Source organism: Jeotgalibacillus sp. R-1-5s-1 (assembly GCF_004405105.1).
GTDB lineage: Bacteria > Bacillota > Bacilli > Bacillales > Jeotgalibacillaceae > Jeotgalibacillus.
Genome location: NZ_SORW01000002.1, coordinates 80,673 through 101,939 on the forward strand (window position 1 = coordinate 80,673; position 21,267 = coordinate 101,939).

At 41.6% G+C, this 21,267-nt stretch carries 20 protein-coding genes, 1 riboswitch and 2 other annotated features (1 of these 23 cut by a window edge); of the genes, 16 read left to right on the top strand and 4 right to left on the bottom strand.

Going from position 1 to position 21,267, the window contains the following annotated elements:
- Positions 1-25 precede the first annotated feature (25 nt).
- A complete protein-coding gene (locus E2491_RS00440; RefSeq protein ID WP_134371421.1) occupies positions 26-805 on the top strand; it encodes an SDR family oxidoreductase in 780 nt (259 codons plus the stop codon).
- Positions 806-849: 44 nt separating this feature from the next.
- Here E2491_RS00440 and E2491_RS00445 read toward each other — a convergent pair whose 3' ends face one another.
- Positions 850-2,217: an MATE family efflux transporter gene (locus E2491_RS00445; protein ID WP_134371422.1), complete on the bottom strand. Its 1,368-nt coding sequence runs from the start codon at positions 2,215-2,217 to the stop codon at positions 850-852.
- 95 nt (positions 2,218-2,312) lie between these two features.
- Here E2491_RS00445 and E2491_RS00450 point away from each other — a divergent pair, with 95 nt between their 5' ends.
- From E2491_RS00450 to E2491_RS00475, 6 genes are all read left to right on the top strand, one after another.
- Entirely contained in the window at positions 2,313-3,068 is a 756-nt protein-coding gene (locus tag E2491_RS00450; protein ID WP_134371423.1) for a carotenoid biosynthesis protein, read from the top strand.
- Entirely contained in the window at positions 3,065-3,799 is a 735-nt protein-coding gene (locus tag E2491_RS00455) for a lysophospholipid acyltransferase family protein (RefSeq protein WP_134371424.1), read from the top strand. Before E2491_RS00450 ends, E2491_RS00455 begins: the two co-directional genes overlap by 4 nt.
- Positions 3,796-4,881, top strand: a complete 1,086-nt coding sequence (locus tag E2491_RS00460) for a glycosyltransferase family 2 protein (RefSeq protein WP_134371426.1) — start codon at positions 3,796-3,798, stop codon at positions 4,879-4,881. Before E2491_RS00455 ends, E2491_RS00460 begins: the two co-directional genes overlap by 4 nt.
- The gene (locus E2491_RS00465; RefSeq protein WP_166805748.1) at positions 4,878-6,338 is read left to right on the top strand and encodes a phytoene desaturase family protein; all 1,461 of its coding nucleotides are present in this window, start codon (positions 4,878-4,880) and stop codon (positions 6,336-6,338) included. The genes E2491_RS00460 and E2491_RS00465 overlap by 4 nt, the downstream gene beginning before the upstream one ends.
- A 74-nt stretch (positions 6,339-6,412) precedes the next feature.
- Positions 6,413-7,489, top strand: a complete 1,077-nt coding sequence (locus E2491_RS00470) for an undecaprenyldiphospho-muramoylpentapeptide beta-N-acetylglucosaminyltransferase (RefSeq protein ID WP_134371430.1) — start codon at positions 6,413-6,415, stop codon at positions 7,487-7,489.
- A 164-nt stretch (positions 7,490-7,653) separates the two neighbouring features.
- Positions 7,654-8,301, top strand: coding sequence for an SDR family oxidoreductase (locus tag E2491_RS00475; protein ID WP_134371432.1), 648 nt, complete (start codon positions 7,654-7,656; stop codon positions 8,299-8,301).
- A gap of 33 nt (positions 8,302-8,334) precedes the next feature.
- On the opposite strand, the gene E2491_RS00480 is transcribed toward E2491_RS00475, so the two are convergent.
- Positions 8,335-8,889, bottom strand: coding sequence for a GNAT family N-acetyltransferase (locus E2491_RS00480; protein WP_134371434.1), 555 nt, complete (start codon positions 8,887-8,889; stop codon positions 8,335-8,337).
- Between the two features lie 370 nt (positions 8,890-9,259).
- The gene (locus E2491_RS00485; protein ID WP_134371436.1) at positions 9,260-10,384 is read right to left on the bottom strand and encodes an amidohydrolase; all 1,125 of its coding nucleotides are present in this window, start codon (positions 10,382-10,384) and stop codon (positions 9,260-9,262) included.
- 146 nt (positions 10,385-10,530) lie between these two features.
- Positions 10,531-10,668: riboswitch (FMN riboswitch) on the top strand.
- A 118-nt stretch (positions 10,669-10,786) separates the two neighbouring features.
- On the opposite strand from E2491_RS00485, the gene ribD reads away from it, so the two are divergent.
- The 6 genes from ribD to E2491_RS00515 all read left to right on the top strand — a co-directional run bounded on the left by ribD (position 10,787) and on the right by E2491_RS00515 (position 17,141).
- A complete protein-coding gene (gene ribD, locus E2491_RS00490; protein WP_134371438.1) occupies positions 10,787-11,878 on the top strand; it encodes a bifunctional diaminohydroxyphosphoribosylaminopyrimidine deaminase/5-amino-6-(5-phosphoribosylamino)uracil reductase RibD in 1,092 nt (363 codons plus the stop codon).
- Between the two features lies 1 nt (position 11,879).
- Entirely contained in the window at positions 11,880-12,527 is a 648-nt protein-coding gene (gene ribE, locus E2491_RS00495; RefSeq protein WP_134371440.1) for a riboflavin synthase, read from the top strand.
- Positions 12,528-12,539: 12 nt separating this feature from the next.
- Positions 12,540-13,733, top strand: a complete 1,194-nt coding sequence (locus tag E2491_RS00500; protein ID WP_134371442.1) for a bifunctional 3,4-dihydroxy-2-butanone-4-phosphate synthase/GTP cyclohydrolase II — start codon at positions 12,540-12,542, stop codon at positions 13,731-13,733.
- A 12-nt stretch (positions 13,734-13,745) separates the two neighbouring features.
- A complete protein-coding gene (ribH, locus tag E2491_RS00505; protein WP_134371444.1) occupies positions 13,746-14,216 on the top strand; it encodes a 6,7-dimethyl-8-ribityllumazine synthase in 471 nt (156 codons plus the stop codon).
- 195 nt (positions 14,217-14,411) lie between these two features.
- Positions 14,412-15,704, top strand: coding sequence for an NCS2 family permease (locus E2491_RS00510; RefSeq protein ID WP_134371446.1), 1,293 nt, complete (start codon positions 14,412-14,414; stop codon positions 15,702-15,704).
- Between the two features lie 174 nt (positions 15,705-15,878).
- A complete protein-coding gene (locus E2491_RS00515) occupies positions 15,879-17,141 on the top strand; it encodes an EAL and HDOD domain-containing protein (RefSeq protein ID WP_134371448.1) in 1,263 nt (420 codons plus the stop codon).
- On the opposite strand, the gene E2491_RS00520 is transcribed toward E2491_RS00515, so the two are convergent.
- A complete protein-coding gene (locus E2491_RS00520; RefSeq protein ID WP_134371450.1) occupies positions 17,129-17,425 on the bottom strand; it encodes a hypothetical protein in 297 nt (98 codons plus the stop codon). The genes E2491_RS00515 and E2491_RS00520 overlap by 13 nt on opposite strands.
- Positions 17,426-17,549: 124 nt before the next feature.
- On the opposite strand from E2491_RS00520, the gene dapF reads away from it, so the two are divergent.
- The 3 genes from dapF to E2491_RS00535 all read left to right on the top strand — a co-directional run bounded on the left by dapF (position 17,550) and on the right by E2491_RS00535 (position 20,864).
- A complete protein-coding gene (dapF, locus tag E2491_RS00525) occupies positions 17,550-18,548 on the top strand; it encodes a diaminopimelate epimerase (protein WP_134371452.1) in 999 nt (332 codons plus the stop codon).
- A gap of 52 nt (positions 18,549-18,600) precedes the next feature.
- Positions 18,601-19,311, top strand: coding sequence for a YwaF family protein (locus E2491_RS00530; RefSeq protein ID WP_166805749.1), 711 nt, complete (start codon positions 18,601-18,603; stop codon positions 19,309-19,311).
- A gap of 62 nt (positions 19,312-19,373) precedes the next feature.
- On the top strand, positions 19,374-20,864 hold the full coding sequence (locus tag E2491_RS00535) for an FAD-dependent oxidoreductase (protein ID WP_134371456.1): 1,491 nt from the start codon (positions 19,374-19,376) through the stop codon (positions 20,862-20,864).
- A 50-nt stretch (positions 20,865-20,914) separates the two neighbouring features.
- Positions 20,915-21,145: a binding site (T-box leader), on the top strand.
- 37 nt (positions 21,146-21,182) lie between these two features.
- Positions 21,183-21,267: a binding site (T-box leader), on the top strand (it continues 132 nt past the right edge of the window).

The window sequence follows — 21,267 nt, forward strand, 5'->3', positions numbered from 1 at the left end:
TCAATAGCTGATGGAGTGAACGTCAATGACAAAAACCGTTCTAATTACTGGTGGAACAAAGGGAATCGGGAAGGTTACAGCACTACAATTTGCTGAAAAAAAATATCAGATTGTGGTGAACTACCGTTCTGATGAAAAACAGGCAGAACAGTTCGCCAGCAAGCTGTCCCTCGTAAGCGGGAAAGAATGCAAAATAATTAAAGCAGATATATCAACTGAAAAAGGTTGCGAATCTTTAGTTTCAAAAATAAAAGAACACCAACTTCATATTGATATTTTAATTCACAACGCCGGACCTTATATCAGTGACCGGAAAAAAATGACTGAGTATTCTTTTAATGAATGGAGCACCATGATTAATGGAAATCTTAATGCGGTTTTTCATTTATCTAAAGCTTTTATTCCTCATATGAGAGAGCAGAAATGGGGACGTATCATTACATACGGGTTTGACCGTGCCGAAACCGCACCAGGATGGATGTACAGGTCTGCATTTGCTGCGGCAAAAAGCGGTCTTGTTTCACTTACAAAGACCATCTCAATGGAAGAGGCTGAAAACGGGATTACCGCTAATATGGTATGTCCTGGAGATATTACAGGGGAATGGAAAGAAAAAGTGATTGAAAGCGCTCAGGAATCAGATGATCATCAAAATCCTGTTGGTCGTCCCGGAACCGGGGAGGATCTGGCCAGAATGATTTCATTCCTTTGTGATGATCATTCTGACTTTGTTACAGGCGCAGTTATCCCTGTAACAGGAGGAAAGGATGTTCTTGGGAAGGTTTTTCGGGACACTGTACGATAATCTTCATCAGATTTGAATATGTAAAAAAGGTGGGACAACTCTGATCAGAGTTTTGTCCCACCTTCGATTTTCATCTTTTTTTTCTGAATAATGGTCATTCGGATTGTCAGTGTAATTGCGCCTGCTGTTAAGCCGGCAATCAGACCGATCCAGTAACCAAAGTAACTGAAGTCTGTATAGTTAGCCAATAGATAGCCGCTTGGTAATCCGATCACCCAATAGGAGATCATCGTCATAATTAATGTAATGTTAACATCTTTATAACCTCTCAAAATACCCTGGACAGGGGCCTGCACTGCATCGGACAGCTGAAAGAGAACAGCAAAAAATAAAAACTGTGCAGTAAGTCCAATCACCTGTTGATCCGTTACATAAATAGATGCAACCTGATCCCTGAAGAGATAAGTTAGAATACCTGCGCCTGCTGCAATTGTCACAGCGACTGTCAGGCCCAGATAGCTGTATGTTCTGGCATCCCTGAATCTTTTCGCACCAGCTTCAAAGCCGACAACAATGGTTAATGCCATAGATATACTTAACGGAATCATATATAAAAATGATGAAAAGTTCAGAGCTGCCTGATGAGCCGCAACGACTTCCGTGGAATACGCACTCATGAACAGTGTGACGGCAGAAAAAATACTTGTTTCAAAAAATATTGAGAATCCGATTGGGATCCCGATTATGAGAATTTCTTTCCATTTAGAAAAATCAAACGGAACAGCTTTATTAAAAATCCGATACAGATTAAATGGCCGTTTTGTTTGTACGATATATATGGAAATGGCGGCGATCAGCCAGTAGGTTATAGCGGATGCAACGCCTGCGCCAACTCCTCCGAGTGCAGGTAAACCGAGCTTTCCAAAAATCAGCAAATAATTAAACAGGACATTAATCGGCAGAGACATTAATGTGACATACATCGTGACTCTTGTGAATCCAAGTGCATCTATAAAAGAGCGCAGAACATTATAAACGAACAGTGGGAAAATCCCGGCTGATAAAGCAAGAAGATAAAGTCCGGCAACTCTTCTTACCTCGTCTTCAATGTTCATAAATGCTAGGATCGGTTCTACTAAAAAAAGGCCCAAAATTAAAATGATCAGCGCCATAAAGAGGGCCACATAAATACCCTGAATAACAGTATGCTGAACCTGGTTCTCTTTTTTTCCACCCATAAGCTGGGCAACAATAGGGGTAACGGATAATAATATACCTGACAGCCCTGTAAAAACCGGCATCCATAAGGACGAGCCTATCGCCACTCCGGCAAGATCAACTGTTGAATATTGTCCTGACATAATTGTGTCAAAAAAATTCATGGCAAAAAGACCAAGCTGAGTGACCAGGATCGGAACAAGTATAATGGAGAACTGCTTTATTTTTTGATGTAATGTGAACGTTTGTTCCAATTCAGATCAGCTCCTTTAATTTAAATGAAAACAAATGAATTATAACATAGAAAGAATTCAGATGTAGTTGGAATCGTTGATTGGATGGTGAAGATATGAATATTGTATGGAAAGTATTTTTAGTCTGGTATGCAGTAGGTGTCGTATTGGTTTCTTTTGACCTGCTCCCACCATGGTTGGAGTGGGCAAATGCGGTGTTTTTATATTTGTCAGGGATTCTGGCAATCTACTATTCCATGACAGTACTTGGGAAAATAAAAGGGTTTCTGATAAGCCTGTTCATTATGGCTTTTACGATGTGGGCAGAATCTCTTGGTGTCAAATACGGCTGGATTTTCGGCTCGTATCATTATGAACAGGATTTCGGTATTCAGATTTTCGGCGTGCCGATTACAATTGGATTCGCCTGGGTAATGGTGATTTTTACATCAATGAGCATTGTAATTAACATATTTAATGAACAAAAAACGCTGTTAAAAGCGCTGCTTTATGCATTTATCACATCATTGCTGGCTGTTACGATGGATCTCATTATTGATCCTGTAGCTGTTGCTGCAAAGCAGTATTGGGTTTGGGATGATACAGGTCCCTATTATGGTGTACCAAATCAGAACTTTGCAGGATGGTTTTATGTGTCGTTCGGGATTCAGTTTATCCTTTATTTCCTGATTGGAAGACACACACCACCAGCGGATTGGACTTCAAGGATCAGGGCACTTTACTTCATGATGATTGGGATGTTTGTGGTTACATCGCTTGCTTATCAGCTGTACTTAGCGGTCATCGTTACACTTAGCAGTTTATTGATTGTCTGTCTCCTGATTTACTTTGTGAGGAGGAAGCTCTCATGAAGCCTGAAAAATCAAAAAGGACTGAACGCTTATTATCGTCGTTTCTGACTTATCAATTCAAAAAACATTTTTATCGCGTTTACATTCAGGATCAACGCACGAAATCAGCGTCGGGTGGTAAACAATATCTGATCAATCATTCCAGCTGGTGGGACGGTCTGCTCGTCTTTTATTTAAACCAAAAGGTCGTTAAAGAGGACTCATATGCGATGATGAGCCGGAAGGGAGTAGAAGAATTTCCTTTCTTTTCGAAAATTGGTGCTTTTGCAGTTGATCCGTCATCTCCTAAAAGCCTGATCAGACAGCTCAAATTAGCAAAAGATTTACTGGATGATCAAAAAAGCATCTGGATTTTCCCTCAAGGAAAAGAAGAACATATTGAAAAGCGGCCCATGACCTTTATGAGTGGACCGGCTTATTTAGTAGAGCAGGCTGATAAACACGATATTATTCCGGTTTCAGCGTACTATACCTTCCGACATGATCAGCGGCCGGAATTGTTTATTTGGATTGGTAAAGAGATCAGCAGTACGGCTTTTGACGGGATGAGCAGGGCACAGATCAATGAATCACTCAAAACTTCGTGTGAGAGACAACTGGATCAGATAAAAACGGATTTAATTGAAGAACAAATAACAGGCTACAGCCCTTTTCTTAAAGGATTTCCAACGGCAAGTGAATGGCTGCAGTTCTTCAAGCGGCTGTCACCTGACAAAAAGGAGAAGTCATGACTATTTATGTGCTTATTCTAATTGTTTTTCTGATCTTATCTGCCGTTAATGTTCTTACTATGCCTTCAATGAACAGAAAAAGTAATGGGAATGACCATGTAAGTGTATTAATTCCAATGAGAAATGAAGAAAAAAATGCTGAAGCGGTTATTCAATCAGTCCTACATAGCAGCCATCAAAATCTGGACATTGTTGTTTTAAATGATCATTCTACTGACGGAACAGCTGAAATTTTAAAAAAGTACCAACACAAAATTACAGTCATTGAAGGATCGAAGCTTCCTGATTCATGGGTAGGAAAAGTATTCGCCTGTCATCAGCTCAGCAAACAGGCAAAAGGGGAGTACCTTCTGTTTATTGATGCGGATGTCAGAGTCGCACCTGAGGCAATCAGTCAGGCATTATGGCTGCAAAAAAAATATGATGCCGGATTGATTACCGGATTTCCACGCTTTCCGGTCAGGCCGCTGCTCGGCAAACTCCTGGTTCCGTTACAGCACTTTTTTATCTTTTTCCACCTGCCTAATCTGATAGCCAACTCAACGTTAAAGCCGGCTTTCACAGCTGCACACGGAGCTTTTATGTTCTTTGAAAGGGATGCCTATTTCTCTTCAGGTGGACACAGCTCGGTTTCAGGTTCTCTGGTGGAAGACGTTCATTTAACGAGGGTCTTGAAGAAAAAAGGCTACCGCTGCATCCTGGCAAACGTGACAAATAGTGTTACGTGCAAAATGTATGACGCTAACAAGGATGTATGGGAAGGGTTTCTGAAGAATGTCTTTAATGGGATTGGAAAATCAAAAGCTGGTGCTGCAGGTGTCATGCTGTTTTATTTTGCCTTTTATTTTCTACCCCTGCCTTTCGCGATATATGGTTTGGCGGGTGATTATATCTGGATAATACCGCTTTTAGTGGTCTGGGCACAGACGTTTTTGATCGACATTGCAACAAAACAAAGCCCGTTTCATTTTATTCTGATGCCATTTTCAGCTCTTGCATTGATCGCGCTGCTCAGTGCTTCAATGATGAAAAGTATTCTTAATAAAGGGTACACATGGAAAGGAAGAGTGTATAAATCATGAAAGCAGTCATTGTTGGGGCAGGGCTCGGAGGCTTAGCAGCAGGGGTTCGTCTCCAGAATGCCGGATACGATGTCACGATCGTTGAGAAAAACGATCATGTTGGAGGAAAAATGATGCCGGTTAAGATCGGTGACTATTCTTTTGATTTTGGTCCTAATACGATCACGATGCCCTGGGTATTTGAATCAGTCCTTGATCCTACTGAATTTGATCTGTCAGATTATTTGAATTTCATAAAACTTGAAAGACATACATTGAATGTCTTTCCGGACGGATCTCAGCTGCTTCAGTCAGTTCATCCCGACGAAATGATTAATCAGTTTAAGAAGCTGGATCCTCCTGCAGCACAGAAATACTGGGATTATTTAAAAGAAGTAAGCAGGCTGTATAAGCAGTCCGAGAACGGCTTCTTCAATAGAACGTTCTCTTCCTGGCGGGACTATCTATCCCCTGGACTGACTTCTGCATTTTTATCAGTCCGGCCATTTGAAAAATTGGACCATTTTCATCGCAGGTATTTTTCAAATCCGGATGTCCTGAAAGTATTTAACCGTTATGCAACTTATATTGGATCCTCACCTTTTAAAAGTCCTGCAACGTTTGGGATGATTGGTCACCTTGAAATGAGTACAGGCGTTTTTACAGTGAAAGGCGGAAATCCCAAAATAGCAGAAGCGTATGCAGATGTATTCAGGAAAACAGGTGGGACAATTCTTCTGAATACAGAGGCAGAAGAAATCCTGATGAACGGTAACAAAGCCGGTTCTGTCAAACTTCATTCCGGACATCTGCTGAAAGCTGATGAGGTGATTATTAACGGTGACTTTGTCACAGCGACCAAAAAGCTGATTCCGCAGAAATACAGGCGGTCATTACCTGATTCAACATTGGACGGATACGAACCTTCGATTTCGGCGTTTGTTATTTTAGCGGGATTAAAAGAACGTAATGAATCCATTCACCATCACCATGTGTTTTTTCCTGAGGATTATGAAAAGGAATTTCATGATATATTTAAGGAAAATAAGCTTCCTGAAGATCCAACGATTTATATCAGTCACAGTGCTGCAACTGATTCCGATGTATCAAAAGGGAGTAATTTATTTATTCTGGTGAATGCCCCGGCAACAAAGGTGAAGAATCCGGAACAGTATAAAAACAAAATTTACGACATGCTCGAACGTAAAGGGGTTCCGATCAGAGAACAGCTTGAGGTTGAAAAAATCTTTACCCCTGATGACCTGGCTGATAAATTTTACGCATATAAAGGATCAATCTATGGGATCTCTTCGCATTCCATGAAAGATTCATTTCTTCGCCCGCGTAATAAAAGCAGGGACATTGAGAACCTCTATTATACTGGCGGAACGACTCATCCGGGAGGCGGATCGCCAATGGTTGTATTGAGTGGAATCAATGTATCGAACATGATTTTAAAGAAAAACGTGAAAAAGTAGCTCAACTTCCCGTATAATGTTACTTGCTTATGTATAATAATCAAAGTAAGTAATTTTGAGATTGGAGTAAGAACATGAATAAGCGAATTTTATTCACTGGTGGCGGTTCGGCAGGACATGTCTCTGTCAACAACGCACTTATACCAGGATTCTTAAAAAGAGGTTGGGAAGTTGAATATATCGGCTCCTACGATGGCATTGAAAAAGACATTATTACTAAAAACTTTCCTGATCTTCATTATCAGGGCATTTCAAGCGGGAAACTGAGAAGATATTTTTCCATGAAAAACTTCACAGATCCATTTCGTGTGCTGGCAGGCACGATGCAGGCATACAAGCGTATTAAGAAATTCAAACCTGATGTTATTTTTTCAAAAGGCGGGTTTGTTTCTGTGCCGGTGCTGCTTGCTGCTAAAATGGCCGGTGTACCTGTTGCGATTCACGAATCTGATGTAACACCAGGACTGGCCAATAAGCTGGCGATTCCGTTTGCTACAAAAATTTATACGACGTTCAGAGAAACGCTGCAGCATGTTCCCTCAGATAAATCAACATGTGCAGGTGCGATTATCCGAAAGGAATTATTTGATGGCACACGTGAAAAGGGACTTGAGCTGACGGGACTTACTTCTTCAAAACCTGTCATGCTTGTGATGGGTGGAAGTCTGGGAGCGAAAGGAATCAATGATGCGGTCCGTGAAAACCTGTCAACACTGACTGAACACTACTCAGTCATTCACCTGTGCGGGAAGGGAAATATCGCTCAAATCACTAACTCCGATTACATTCAATATGAATTTGTGAATAAAGAGCTTCCTGATCTGCTTGCGGTAACTGACCTCGTTGTTTCAAGAGCAGGCTCAAATTCGATCTTTGAATTCCTGGCTCTGAAAAAACCGATGCTTCTTGTTCCTTTATCAAGGGAAGCCAGTAGAGGCGATCAGATCCTGAATGCCAATACGTTTGTCAGTCAGGGCTATGCGATGAAGCTTGAGGAGGAAGACCTTACATCTGAAACATTTATGACTGCGATCAGGCAGCTGAGAGATCAGCAGTGGACCATGATTGAAAAAATGGAACAGGCGCCTGAATCTTATACGATTGAACAAATGATTGATGAAATTATGGAGTTAGCAACAGTGAATTCTTAAATCCACTGATTGTTTATCTATCTTGGTACCCAGCCGGACAAATCCGGCTGGGTATTTTGAATTTATCAATAACAGCAGGTGTCACCTTTTCAACATCATGATCCGTTTAAAATAGAGATGAGAGGGAAGGTACGTTGTAGAGACTGAAGAGGAAGGTGAATGATATGGATATATTAGTCATTGGAGCAAATGGAACAACCGGAAAGCTTGTGATTGATAAACTCGCTAAACGCAACCGTTACTACGCAAGAGGGATGGTTCGAAGCGAGGATCAGACTCAGGGAATTGAACAGCTTGGAGGACTTCCTGTCATCGGGGATCTGGAGGGAGAGTTTTCAGATGCCTATGATGAAGTTGATGCTGTGATTTTTGCAGCCGGATCAGGTGGACATACCGGACCTGATAAAACGAAGTCTGTCGATGAAAAAGGGGCAATGAAAGCCATTGACATTGCAGTAGAGAAAGGTATTTCAAAATTTGTTATGTTAAGTGCGATTGCAGCTGATGAACCGTCTGTATTGGATCTCGATGAGAATATGCAAATTTATTACGAAGCAAAAAAGAATGCTGATCAGTATTTAATAAACAGTGGACTAAACTACACCATTATCAGACCCGGCCTTCTAACAAATGAAAAAGGAACCGGGAAAATCAGAGCTGCTGAGAAATTATCAGACCGGCAGGGAGAAATTACAAGGGAAGACGTAGCAGATGTCCTTGTAGCATCACTGGAGCACTCAAATTTAAACAACAGAATTATAGAAATTTTAAACGACGAAACAGATATGATGACTGCCATTAACCGGGCATAATAAAAAAGACGTGTTTTAAACACGTCTTTTTTATTATGCCTCCAAAGCATCTTCCTGAAATTCTGCCTGTTGGCGAAGAAGATGCAATGTGTACATATCCTTATTAATTTCATATAGATTATAAATATCTTCATCTTTATTTAACTGATAATAAAGAGAAGGATTCGTTTCATTGGCGAGCGTGACATAAGGCAGTTTTTCTGCCGCTTTTTGTGACCGGATATTTACCTTGCGGATTCGCATAAAGATCTTTTCGATTCCAAGCTCATAGAAAAGCTCCTGAAAGAATGCATCCTTTGCCGGCTGATTATAGCCTTTTCCGTGGTAAGGTTTTCCGATCCATGTCCCAAGAAAACCACTGTTTTCCTGAATGTCATACAGATTAATCGTGCCAATCGGGGCTCCCCATTCATCTGTAATCGTACGGGAAATCAATTCTCCTCTATCTTCAGACTCAATTGTCTGCTTTGTCATAAACATTAACTCATCTGAAGAATACGCCTTCTGACGCACAAAAGGGAAGACTTCAGGATGCGACATCAGTTCAAAAAGCGCTTGGCTTTCATGAACTTCCCGCTTTTTAATCATGGTTTTACCCCTCCTCAAAAGGGCAGTATCCAGTCAGGATCTGCGAACACCACCCTCGAAATTTTTCATAACGTACATAAAAAATTTCGGGGTGGGAATCGAACCCACTAGGACCAGTTAAATAGCTGGTGGCGCACCATTTGCCTTCCCTCCATTAAAGACTCTCTTCTCAGTCTCATGGCATCATTGTATTGTAAACTTGTTCAGTTCGTTCTACATATTTGCATATAAATCATACAAAATTTTTTTCTTTTTGACTATAGTTTTTTTGCACGATTTTTGTCTTTTTTTCGTAAATTTTTTGCCGAAAAAATACTATCCTTCTAAAATGCTTTTTCCATTATTACGGAACCGGAATTCAGCGGCTGTTTTATTCTGCCTGATAAACCATTTTTCCTTTTATCATCGTGAAAACAGGTTTTGCCATAAAATGAAGTGGGTGCTGGCTCCACAGGACAAGGTCAGCTTCTTTCCCGGTCTCAATACTTCCCACAAGATGATCAATACCGAGATTTTTCGCAGGTCCAAGCGTCACTGCTTTAAGCGCAGCTTCAATTGACAAACCTTCTCTCACTGCAATGGCAGCACAAACATTTAAATATTGGATCGGTGTATAAGGGTGATCCGTTGTGATAGAAATATCTATTCCGGCATCTGCAAGGATCTGATACGTTTTCCAGGACTTATTTTTCAGCTCAACTTTTGATTTTCTTGTAAAGGTAGGGCCGATACAGACCTGAGCGCCTGATCTCTTAACCTCCTCAGTAATTAAATGGCCTTCCGTACAATGTTCGATTCTTAGGTCTAAATTGAACTCTTCAGCCAGCCGGATCGCTGAGACAATGTCATCTGCACGGTGAGCATGGATTCTCACCGGAATTTCACGTTTTAATGCTTTTTGCAGAGAAGTCAGCCTGAGGTCATTTGTCTGATCAAAATGCTTCGCGTGATAAAACTGTTCTCTAAGCATTCCCATGATCCCCATTCTTGTAATGGAGTCATTTGACCCGTTAGAATGCATCCTTTTAGGATTTTCCCCGAGCGCCATTTTTAATCCCGATGTATCATTAACGATCAGGGACTGTACAGTTTTGCCACTTGTTTTAATAATGGCAGTTACGCCGCCGATCACATTGGCACTACCAGGCAGCACATTCACTGTTGTTACGCCATGGGATCTTGCATTGAAAAAACCTTCATCCAGTGGATAGACGCCATCAATCGCTCTGATATGAGGAGTCATTGGTTCAATGGATTCATTTGCGTCATTACCGGCCCAGCCGGTTCCTTCATCATATAATCCAAGATGCGTGTGAACGTCAATTAATCCCGGTGTCAGATGATATCCTGAACAATCATAAACTGTAAAATCATCTTCTTTTTGAATTTCTTCAGCCATCTTCGTTATGATACCATCTTCAATTAAGACATCTCCATATTGAATCATAGGTGATGTAATCGGGTAAACTAAAGCATCTTTCAACAGCAGTTTCATATATATACCCTCCGCACGTCTTTTAGAATAGTTTACTTGAAAGACAAGGCCGCGAAAAGTCAGTAAAGAAATAAAATAACTGAAATAAATCTCATTCCTTTACAAAATGCTCATTAATCAGACATAATAAAGAAACAGTTCAATATCGAACCTTTCGGGGCAGGGTGAAATTCCCTACCGGCGGTGATGGGCGATTATTGCCCTCAGTCCGTGACCCGGTGCTACCGGTGGATTTGGTGAAATTCCAAAGCCGACAGTTAAAGTCTGGATGGGAGAAAGGAACATGCGTTTTTCAGAACTAAGATCCTGAAACGCTTATTTGAGTATGCTCAAGACTCCCATTTTTTAAAAAGGGGGTCTTTTTTATTATTTAAAAGACCTTTGTTCGGGAGGTGTACGGTTATGCATGAAAAGTGGATGAAAATGGCGATCAGTATGGCGGAAGCGCTTCAGGGACAGACATCTCCCAACCCTACAGTAGGAAGTGTTGTCGTTAAGAATGGTAGAGTCATCGGGATGGGGGCTCATTTGAAAGCAGGTGAAGGGCATGCGGAAGTGAACGCGATCAGGCAGGCAGGTGATCAGGCAGAAGGTGCGACCATTTACGTCACACTTGAGCCTTGCTCACATTACGGTAAGACCCCACCATGCGCAGAGCTGATCATTGAGAAAAAACTCAGGACGGTCGTTATAGGAAGTAAAGACCCGAATCCTCAGGTAAGTGGAAGAGGGATCAAGAAGCTTAAGGAAGCTGGAATAGAAGTTATCACAGGGATATGTGAGGATGAAACTGATAAACTGAATGAATTTTTCTTTTACTCAATGCAAAATAGAAGACCCTTTGTCACGCTGAAAACAGCTGTCTCTCTCGATGGCAAAACGGCGACTAAAACCGGGCACAGCAAGTGGATTACCGGTTCATTGGCCAGAGAGGATGTGCATAAGGACCGCCATCTGCATGATGCCATTTTAGTCGGGGTGAATACCGTAAAAAAAGATGACCCATCGCTTACTGTCAGATTAACCGGTGGAGGTGTATCCCCTGTCAGGGTGGTGCTCGATCATCATTTAACTACGCCGGAACATGCAAAGATCATTCAGGAAAGTAGTGCCGACACGCTGATCATCTGCAGTTCACAAGCGCCTGTTGAGAAGGAAAAGCAGTTAACAGCTTTTTCTCATGTGAGTGTCGTACGCTTAAATGAACCCTCGATTTCGATCAGCAGAGTCATGGAGGTTCTTCACGCCAGTCAGATTCATTCAGTTTATGTTGAAGGTGGAGCAAATGTTCACACATCATTTCTAGAATCCGGCTTCGCAGATCGTGTGATCACGTACATTGCACCTAAAATCATTACAGGCGAAGAAGCATTGACAACATTTGCAGGTGCTGGCATTGAACATATGAATCAGGCTTATGAGCTGGAGTTTGAAAATGTGATAAAACTCGGCCCTGGCCTTAAAATTACAGCAGTATTAAAGGAGACCGAATAAGATGTTTACAGGTCTGATAGAAGAGATTGGAACGATTAAGAACATAAAAAAAGGTGCAAAATCAATGGTTTTAACCATTAATTGTTCAAAGGTACTTGAGGATGTAAAGCTTGGTGACAGTATTTCGATCAATGGCGTCTGCCTGACTGTCACGAGTTTTTCTGATCACTATTTTACGGCTGATGTGATGCCCGAGACAATGAAATCGACCACACTGCACCAGCTGAAAACCGGTTCAAGAGTAAATCTTGAACGGGCAATGGCAGCAAACGGCCGTTTCGGCGGTCACTTTGTATCAGGTCATATTGATGGAACCGGGACGATTTCGAGTATAGAAAAAGTTGATAATGCGCTCTATATTTACATTCAGGCACCTGAGCATATGATGAAATACTTTATGATGAAAGGCTCTGTTTCGGTTGACGGAACATCGTTAACGATTTTTGATGTAAAGGAATCAGACTTCATGATTTCACTTATTCCACAGACAGCTGAAGAGTCGATCATCGCATCAAAAAAGCCTGGCGATCTTGTGAATATTGAATGTGATATGATTGCCAAATATATTCAGAATTTAATGAACCCTGCTGAAACGCCACAGAAAAAAGGAATTGACGAGGCGTTTTTAAGAAATAACGGGTATATGTGAGGGGGCAGCTAAATGTTTAATACGATTGAAGAAGCAATTGAGGATTTGAAAAAAGGAAAACCTGTCATTGTCGTGGACGATGAAGACCGTGAAAATGAAGGAGACTTTATCGGTCTGTCAGAAATGGCAACGCCTGAAATGATAAACTTTATGATTACGGAAGGCAGAGGTCTGGTATGTGTTCCGGTGACAGAAGAGCGTGCAAATGAATTACAGCTCAAGCCAATGACCGACACGAATACCGATGCCCATGGTACTGCCTTCACAGTCAGTGTAGATCACAAAGAGACAACAACAGGAATCAGTGCGCCGGAAAGAGCTTTGACTGTCCGGGAGCTGATTAATCCAGCTGCAAATCCGGCCGATTTTAAGCGTCCGGGTCACATTTTTCCGCTAGTAGCCAAAAAAGGTGGCGTGTTAAAACGCGCAGGGCATACAGAGGCTGCAGTTGATCTGGCTGTCCTTTCCGGTGCTAAACCATCCGGCGTCATTTGTGAGATCATTAATGAAGACGGGACTATGGCCCGTGTACCTGAGCTGAAAAAAATCGCCGAAAAATTCGATTTAAAAATGATCACGATCGAAGACCTGATATCATACCGGAGAAATAAAGAGCAGCTCGTGAAAAAAGAAGTAGAAACGTCCATGCCAACAGAATTCGGGGAATTCAAAGCAGTGGCTTATACTGAAATCTTAACCGGACAGGAGCATGTCGCTTTAGTAAAAGGTGAGATCTCACCTGACAAACCGGTACTTGTCCGCGTTCATTCTGAATGCCTGACAGGTGACGTTTTCGGATCAAACCGCTGTGACTGTGGTCCCCAGCTGTATGCTGCTCTATCTCAGATAGAACGCGAAGGTAACGGGATTTTACTGTATATGAGACAGGAGGGGCGCGGAATCGGTCTTGTGAACAAACTGAAAGCATACAAGCTTCAGGAAGAAGGACTTGATACGGTAGAAGCCAACCACCGTCTTGGATTCGCAGCTGACCTGCGTGATTATGGAATCGGTGCACAGATTCTGAAGGATTTAGGTGTGACAAAAATGCGCCTCTTAACGAATAATCCGCGGAAAATTGCCGGTGTCAAAGGCTACGGCCTTGAAGTGACGGAAAGAGTTGCCATTCAAATGCCAACAAAAGAGCAAAACGCTAAATATCTTGAAACAAAAAAAACAAAGCTTGGACATATGCTGAACTTATAGGAGGAACACAGGATGAAAAAAGTATTCGAAGGACATTTATCAGGATCAGGATTAAAGGTTGCGATTGTTGTCAGCCGATTTAATGAATTTATCACAGGAAAATTGTTGAGCGGTGCAGAAGATGCGCTGAAAAGACACGGTGTAGAAGAAGCGGATGTTTCAGTAGCATGGGTACCGGGTGTTTTTGAAATTCCTGTTGTAGCCCAGCGCCTTGCCCGTTCAGGTAAATACGACGCTGTTATTACACTTGGAACAGTGATCAGAGGCGCAACACCTCACTTTGAATATGTAAGTAATGAAGTATCAAAAGGCGTTGCCAAAATTGCGCTTGACGAAAGCATGCCAGTCATTTTCGGTGTATTAACAACAGATACCATTGAGCAGGCAATTGAACGTGCAGGTACAAAAGCAGGAAACAAAGGCTGGGAAGCAGCGACAGCCGCTATTGAAATGGCAAGTCTGTTTAAAAGAATGGATGTATAACAAATAAAATTATTAAAAATAATATTTGCGCGGGAATCATCTTTGCACTTAAGGATGATTCCCGCGCTATTTTTGCGGTAAATACATCAAAACTAATGACAAGTCCTATTGTTTTTCGTATACTTAACTCTTGTGGCTCGCCGGATTCCGGTATTAGCGGGTAGGGAGAGGGCGCTTGCAAAGGCAGGCTTATATATGAAAAGTACAGGAGGAATTTTTAAGTTAGACCAGCATGATACGACTGTGAAAAAGGAGGTATCTGCTGGCGTTGTCGGCTTCTTTACAATTGTTTATATTGTAGCCGTTAACGCACTCATTTTATCCGAATCAGGAATGCCATTTGAAGGTGCAGTAATTGCAACGATTGCAGTAAGTGCGCTTGGCTGTATTTTAATGGCCTTTATTGGCAATGCGCCAATCATTCTTGTTCCGGGTATGGGAATCAACGCTATGTTCACGTATACCCTCGTGAACGCTATGGGCTTTACCTGGCAGGAAGCATTAGCCATCGTAACGGTATCCGGACTGCTGTTTATCATTGTGGCCTTTACAAAGCTGTCTGATGTATTAAACACTGCTATTCCTCAGATTCTGAAGGATGCAATTACAGTAGGGCTGGGCTTTTTCCTATTAATGATCGGTCTTGAGAAAGGATCACTCATTACACAGGGGGATAACGCATTATTAGCCATTGGACATTTTAATGAACCTGAAGCGCTGGCAACGATTATTACACTACTGGTTGCTTTGATCCTGTTTGTAAAAAATGTACCTGGTCACTTTTTATGGACCATTTTAACAGGAACCATTCTTTCTTTTGTATTTTCCATCGTGCCGGAAAATGCTTCCAACCAAACCTTGACAGCGGATTCCATCGTATGGTTCCAGATGTCATTTGACAGCTGGATTGAAATTCCGTTTTGGATCGGCGTTTTCTCGTTAACAATGGTGTTGGTTTTTGAAAACATCGGTCTCGTTCACGGACACGTATCGTTTATCAAAAAACCGGAAAAATATGAGGGTGCACTGAGGGCAAATGCCATTTCAGCATTCAGCTCCGGTCTGATCGGATCCAGCCCGACGGTTTCAACGGTTGAATCCACGGCTGCTATGGCTGCGGGGGGAAGAACAGGGCTGACAGCGCTGACAACTGGTGTTCTTTTTATCGTATCTGCAGCATTTATTCCGTATATGGGATATATTCCGGACCATGCGATCGCACCGATTTTAATTATTATCGGAATTTTGATGATCCAGCAGATGCGTCATATGAAGTTGGATGATTTTACTGAATCAGTACCTGCTATTCTACTGATCGTGATGATTCCATTTACGTACAGCATTGCAGATGGGATTGCAATTGGTTTTATTATGTATCCGTTCCTGAAATTCATGACGGGCAGATGGAGAGAAGTCAGCATGCCGCTGCTTATTATCTCAATTCTGTTCTTACTATACTTTATAATTCATTTTATTCCTTTTCTTTGATGAATCGCCTGTCCAAAGGTTTGGCTGATGCCAAATCTGTGGACAGGCTTTTTTTATTTCAGAAATATCAAATGTGATTTTTATCATACTTTTACGATCAAAAAACATATACTTTAGACTCAAATCTTGGTATTATAAGGAATATAACAACTTAAAAGTATTGAGGGTGAGCGGATGGAAGTTTTCGTAGCCAGACAGCCAATTTTTACTGACACCGAGGAAGTATACGGATATGAGCTTCTGTATCGCAACAGCAAGAGCGGAACTTATCCAAATATTAATGGGGATCAGGCGACTGCTGAAGTGATCATTAACAGTTTAATGAATATTGGCATGGATTCTTTAACAGGGGGGAAACCGTGCTTTATTAATTTTACAGAAAATCTTTTAATGCAAAAACTTCCGGAGTATTTTCATCCGAGAGACATCATAGTAGAAGTTCTTGAAACTGTAACACCAAGTAAAGAAATAACAAACATATGCAGAGCATTAAAGTTACAGGGTTATAAAATCGCCCTGGATGATTTTGTGCTGGATAATAATAACGTTCATGCAAAAGAACTTCTTTATTTATGTGACTTTATCAAGGTTGATTTTCTGTCTACAACACGTCCGGAGCGTTATCGTATAGAGGTGATGGCAGAACATCTCAACAAGCAGTTGCTTGCTGAAAAAATCGAGACACGCGAAGAATACGAAGAGGCAAGGGAAGCAGGTTATACACTGTTTCAGGGATATTTCTTCAGTCGTCCCGTGACGCTGTCTTCCTACGACGTACCGCCATCTCTATTATCTTATTACAGTCTTCTAAAGGATCTTGCACATACTGAACCGAATATTGAAAAAATTTCCCATATTATTGAACAGGATCTTTCATTATCCTACAAGCTTTTGAAGTTGATCAATTCACCTGCTTTCAGACCCGCTAACAAAATTTATTCAGTCAGACAGGCGATTGTACTTCTGGGGTTGCTTGAGATTCAAAGATGGATTTACGTTTTGGCACTTCGTGAGCAGGTTGGAGAAAATAATCCCCTGTCTAATGAGACAGTGAAGCTTTCATTAACGAGAGCGAAACTTTGTGAGCTCATAGGAAGTCGAATACATGGGTCTCACAGATCATCCGCTTTCTTTTTAACAGGATTATTTTCATTAATGGATGCCATCTTAAATCTTCCGATGAATAAAATTTTAAAAGATTTGCCGCTCCTTGATGAGATCGTTGAGGCACTGAACGGAATGGAAAATGAATTTAACAGCACTTTAAATCTCGTTAAGGCCTTAGAGCGTGGAAAATGGAATGAAGCTCTTTTTTACAGTAATAAACTTAACCTTGAGGAAAGTCTGATCGGTTTATTTTATGAAGAAGCCTGTGCCTGGACAAACCAGCTGATGAGTGAAAGCCTGCTGTATCAGGAAGAGTATCAAAGCGAATAATCGTCTTCAGCCAGCTCTGGAATAAATTTTTTCTGAATTTTGATATAGCGTTTTATTTCAGCTCCAAGTTTCCCTCTGATTCCTTTGTAAGGTGTCGCTTTAGCAATATCTGAAGGTCTCGGGAAAATGCCGATTGTGTTCATTTCAACTATAACAGGTCCGTCAAAATGAATCTTTTTTGATGGATCTGTTATTTTTACATGTACAGTTATGGCATAGCCATCCTCTCCGTTTTTAACTACTTTACAGACGGTAAATCGAAATCTTGCTTGCTCCTGATCCATTTTCACCCACCTCCATAACAAAATACCTTTAATCTGACGACAAATACCACTGATAGAAGATTGCGGCTTCCTTTAAAATATGGCATTGTTAATAGCATAACGAAAGTAATAAAGGAGTATCAATATGCTGATGAAACTTGTGAAATCCCATGGATCATTAAATGATTTTATTATTATAGACGAAAAAACGTTATCAATCCCGTTAACTGATGATCTCAGAGAATCATGGGCCGTTACATTATGCGATAGAAAGCAATCAATCGGTGCTGATGGAATTCTATATATGTCTGATAGTCAACGTGCACACACGAAAATGAGAGTATTCAATAGTGATGGTTCAGAAGCATCTATGTGTGGAAACGGCTTGCGATGTGCTGCGCGTTATATTGCGGAGAGAGATGGAATTGATTCATTTGATGTGGAAACGATGAAAGCGACACTGCATGTACAAAAAGAAAAGCCTCTTTCGCACGATGTACCTACCTATTCAGTTGAGATTTCACCAGTCCTTTTTAATCTGGAATCTTTACCGCTGGAGCTTGATCAGGATGTCCTGATCAATGAGAAGGTTGCGGAATGGGGAACCGAACTGTCTTTTACTGCCGTTGCAGTCCCGAACCCTCATTTAATTACCGTTACAGATACCGAAATGATCAACGGCGGTTTACAGGAAAAGCTTGCTTCTGCATTTAATCAGGATAACCCATGGTTTACTGACGGAGTGAATGTAAGCTTCGTTGTGAAAATGGGCGATGGAGAATTTTTCGTCCGGACATATGAGCGTGGAGTAGGATTTACAAATGCCTGCGGAACAGCGATGTCCTCTTCAAGCCTCGTGCAGGTTCTGCTTGGTGAATGTCAGCCTGGTGAGCCCGTTACCATATACAACGATGGCGGTCAGGTGCGCTGTATCGTGAACAGACAGGAAGATCAGTACACCCATATTAACCTGATTGGGAATGCCACGTTCAGTCACATCGCAGAAGTGGAACTACAGGAAAATGGTGAAGTGAAGGTAATCAGTATTACTGAAACGGATGAAAACGGAAAATATGCTGAGATGGCTGAAGCATCACGATCGTCTGTATTAAAGAAACTGCCGGAATTAAAATTAAAAATGTAAGAATGGCGTAAATCATTTTATAAGTGTTCAAAAAAGAAGAGGGGGTATGATCATGTTTCAGGCTGTACCTGATGAAAGATTTATCCTTTTCTCATTTGAACACATGATCGTGCTTGCCCTTTTTCTTATTGCATTTATATCAGGCCTCAAAATATTTCTGAGGCCTTTTTCTGATAGATCCAAAAAAATTTTTACAAATGTTTTTATTATTATTTTTATTGTGTCTGAGCTTTCCTATCAAATATGGGCTATTTCTGCAGGTATCTGGAGAGCTTCAAATTATTTGCCGTTTCAGCTTTGCTCCTTCAGTACTTTTTTCGGCATTTTCCTGCTGCTTAAAAGAAACACCTCACTTTTTTACTTTTACTTCTATATTGCGTTCTTTCCACCATTGTTTGCACTGATCACACCGGATCTGATTTATTCATTTCCTCACTATTTTTTCTTTAAGTTTTTTATTCAGCATATTGCCATTCCATTATCTGCTGTTTTCCTGTTAGCGAGAGATCAATATGAGCTTCCTAAAAGGTCCATCTGGATTGCGTTTATCCTCCTGAATATAACAGCTGCCTGCATTGCACTGGTCAACCGTCTAACAGGCGGAAACTATTTCTTTTTACAGGGTCCGCCAGTGTCTGATACCGCTCTGTCATTTTTAGGTGATGGGGTATTTTACATCATTTCTCTTGAGCTTCTTGCTGTTTTACTGTTCACCCTGACCTGGTTTATTGGATCAAAGATGATATCTTTGAGAGACAGGTGAATACTCAAAATTGAATCAGAGGCTGTTTCGCCTTACGATTTAGTAAGGGAGGGGGAGCGTATTTGGCTAAGGAAAAAATCATTGTGATTGGTGGAGGTATCGGTGGTCTGACGGCTGGTGCGCTTCTTGCGCAGGACGGGTACAGGGTGACGGTTCTAGAAGCCTCCAGAGAGTGGGGAGGATGTGCCGGTAAGTTTGAACGCGGGGATTACTTGTTTGCTTCAGGCGCCACTCTCGGTATGGGACTCGAGCGGGGAGGCATTCATGAACGGATCTTCCGTCACCTCGGACTGAAGGCTGAAGCCGTGAAGCTTGACGAAGTCATGAAAATCAGAAACGGTGACCGGACACTTACTTTCCATGCCGATCGCACGAAACACGTTAATGAACTGCAAAAGCAGTTTCCGGATTATGCAAAACAGATTAAATCTTTTTATCAGGACATATATGATATAGCGGCACGTATTAGACTGCTCATGAAAAAGCTTCCTGCTTTACCGCTCAGATCAATCAGGGAAACCATTGAACTTTTAGGCGCATTAAAGGCGGAACACGTAAAGCTGACACCAGGGTTTTTAAAAACAGTTCATTCTTTATTACGCAGGCATTCTCTTCAAACATGTAAAGGGTTTATCAGCTTTATAGATGGCCAGCTCATCGACAGTATGCAGACGACAAGTAAGGATTGCGCACTATTGATGGGTGCGCTCGCACTCGATATTTATCATGAGGGAGCTTACTATGTAAAAGGTGGTCTTTACCAGTTTGCCAATCTTCTAGTAAAAGCAGCTCAAAAAAACGGTGCGGAAATGGTATTGGGCAGACGAGTACTGAATGTTAAGAAACAAAACGGAAAGCTTGAAGTGACAGACCACCGTGGGAAAGTCAGAATTGCAGACCACGTAATCTGTAATACACCGGTCCAGTCGCTGCCTTCAATATTGGAAGATGAAATCTATAATCAGCTTTCCTTACCGGTAAAACGAAAGTCTGGCGAGAAAACATGGGGTACCATGACGCTCTATTTGTCATTGAAGGATGATCAGATTCCTGATGATTTCCCGTTATTTCAACAGCTCTCTGAACCAGGTTCCGTGAGTCATGACGAAGGCAGTCATTTGTTTTTATCCATCTCTCAGACAGGTGATATGCTTCGTGCACCTGAAGGAAGCCGTACTATGACGGTGAGTACTCATATCGATTTGAAGCAATGGGAAACGAAGGAGCAGTATGACATAAACAAAGAATTGTATTCAGATAAGATGATGTCACTCATTCAATACTATTACCCGTGGATTCGGGAAGCGTTGATAGAATTGTACCCTGGCGCACCACGTGCATGGGAACGATTCACATTCAGACCTTTTGGAATGGTTGGCGGTTTCCCGCAAACTCGGTCACATTCTCTTTTTCTGAGTCTTTCCCACAGGACGCCAGTAAAAAACCTATGGTTATGTGGAGATTCAATTTTTCCGGGTGGTGGAACCATCGGGGTCTCGGTCAGTGGATATCACTGCTTTCACTCTATTTCAGGCAGGAAATTAATTCAATAGCGGTTGACAAGTAAATAAAATCATACTATTATGAAAAGCAACATTAATCATTTAATGCACTGAAGGAGAGTAGTAATACTTGATTGCTTTTATAGAGAGCCGGTGGATGGTGTGAACCGGTAAAGCAAAAGTGTGAATGGACTCCTGAGCATCGGTCTGAAATCAAAGTAGGAGCCGGCGTTTCACCCGCGATACAGGGTGGCGGAAACAGAATTGTTCCGCAATGAGCGGATTTCTTTTGAAATCAACAAAGGTGGTACCACGGGTCTCCCGTCCTTTTTTTACAGGACAGGAAGGCCCTTTTTTGTACCTTCAAATAGTTGGACATTGATCAGGAGTAGTAAATAGTAAGCACAGTTTAGAGAGCCTGCGGCTGGTGAAAGCAGGACTGTGGCGCTGTTGA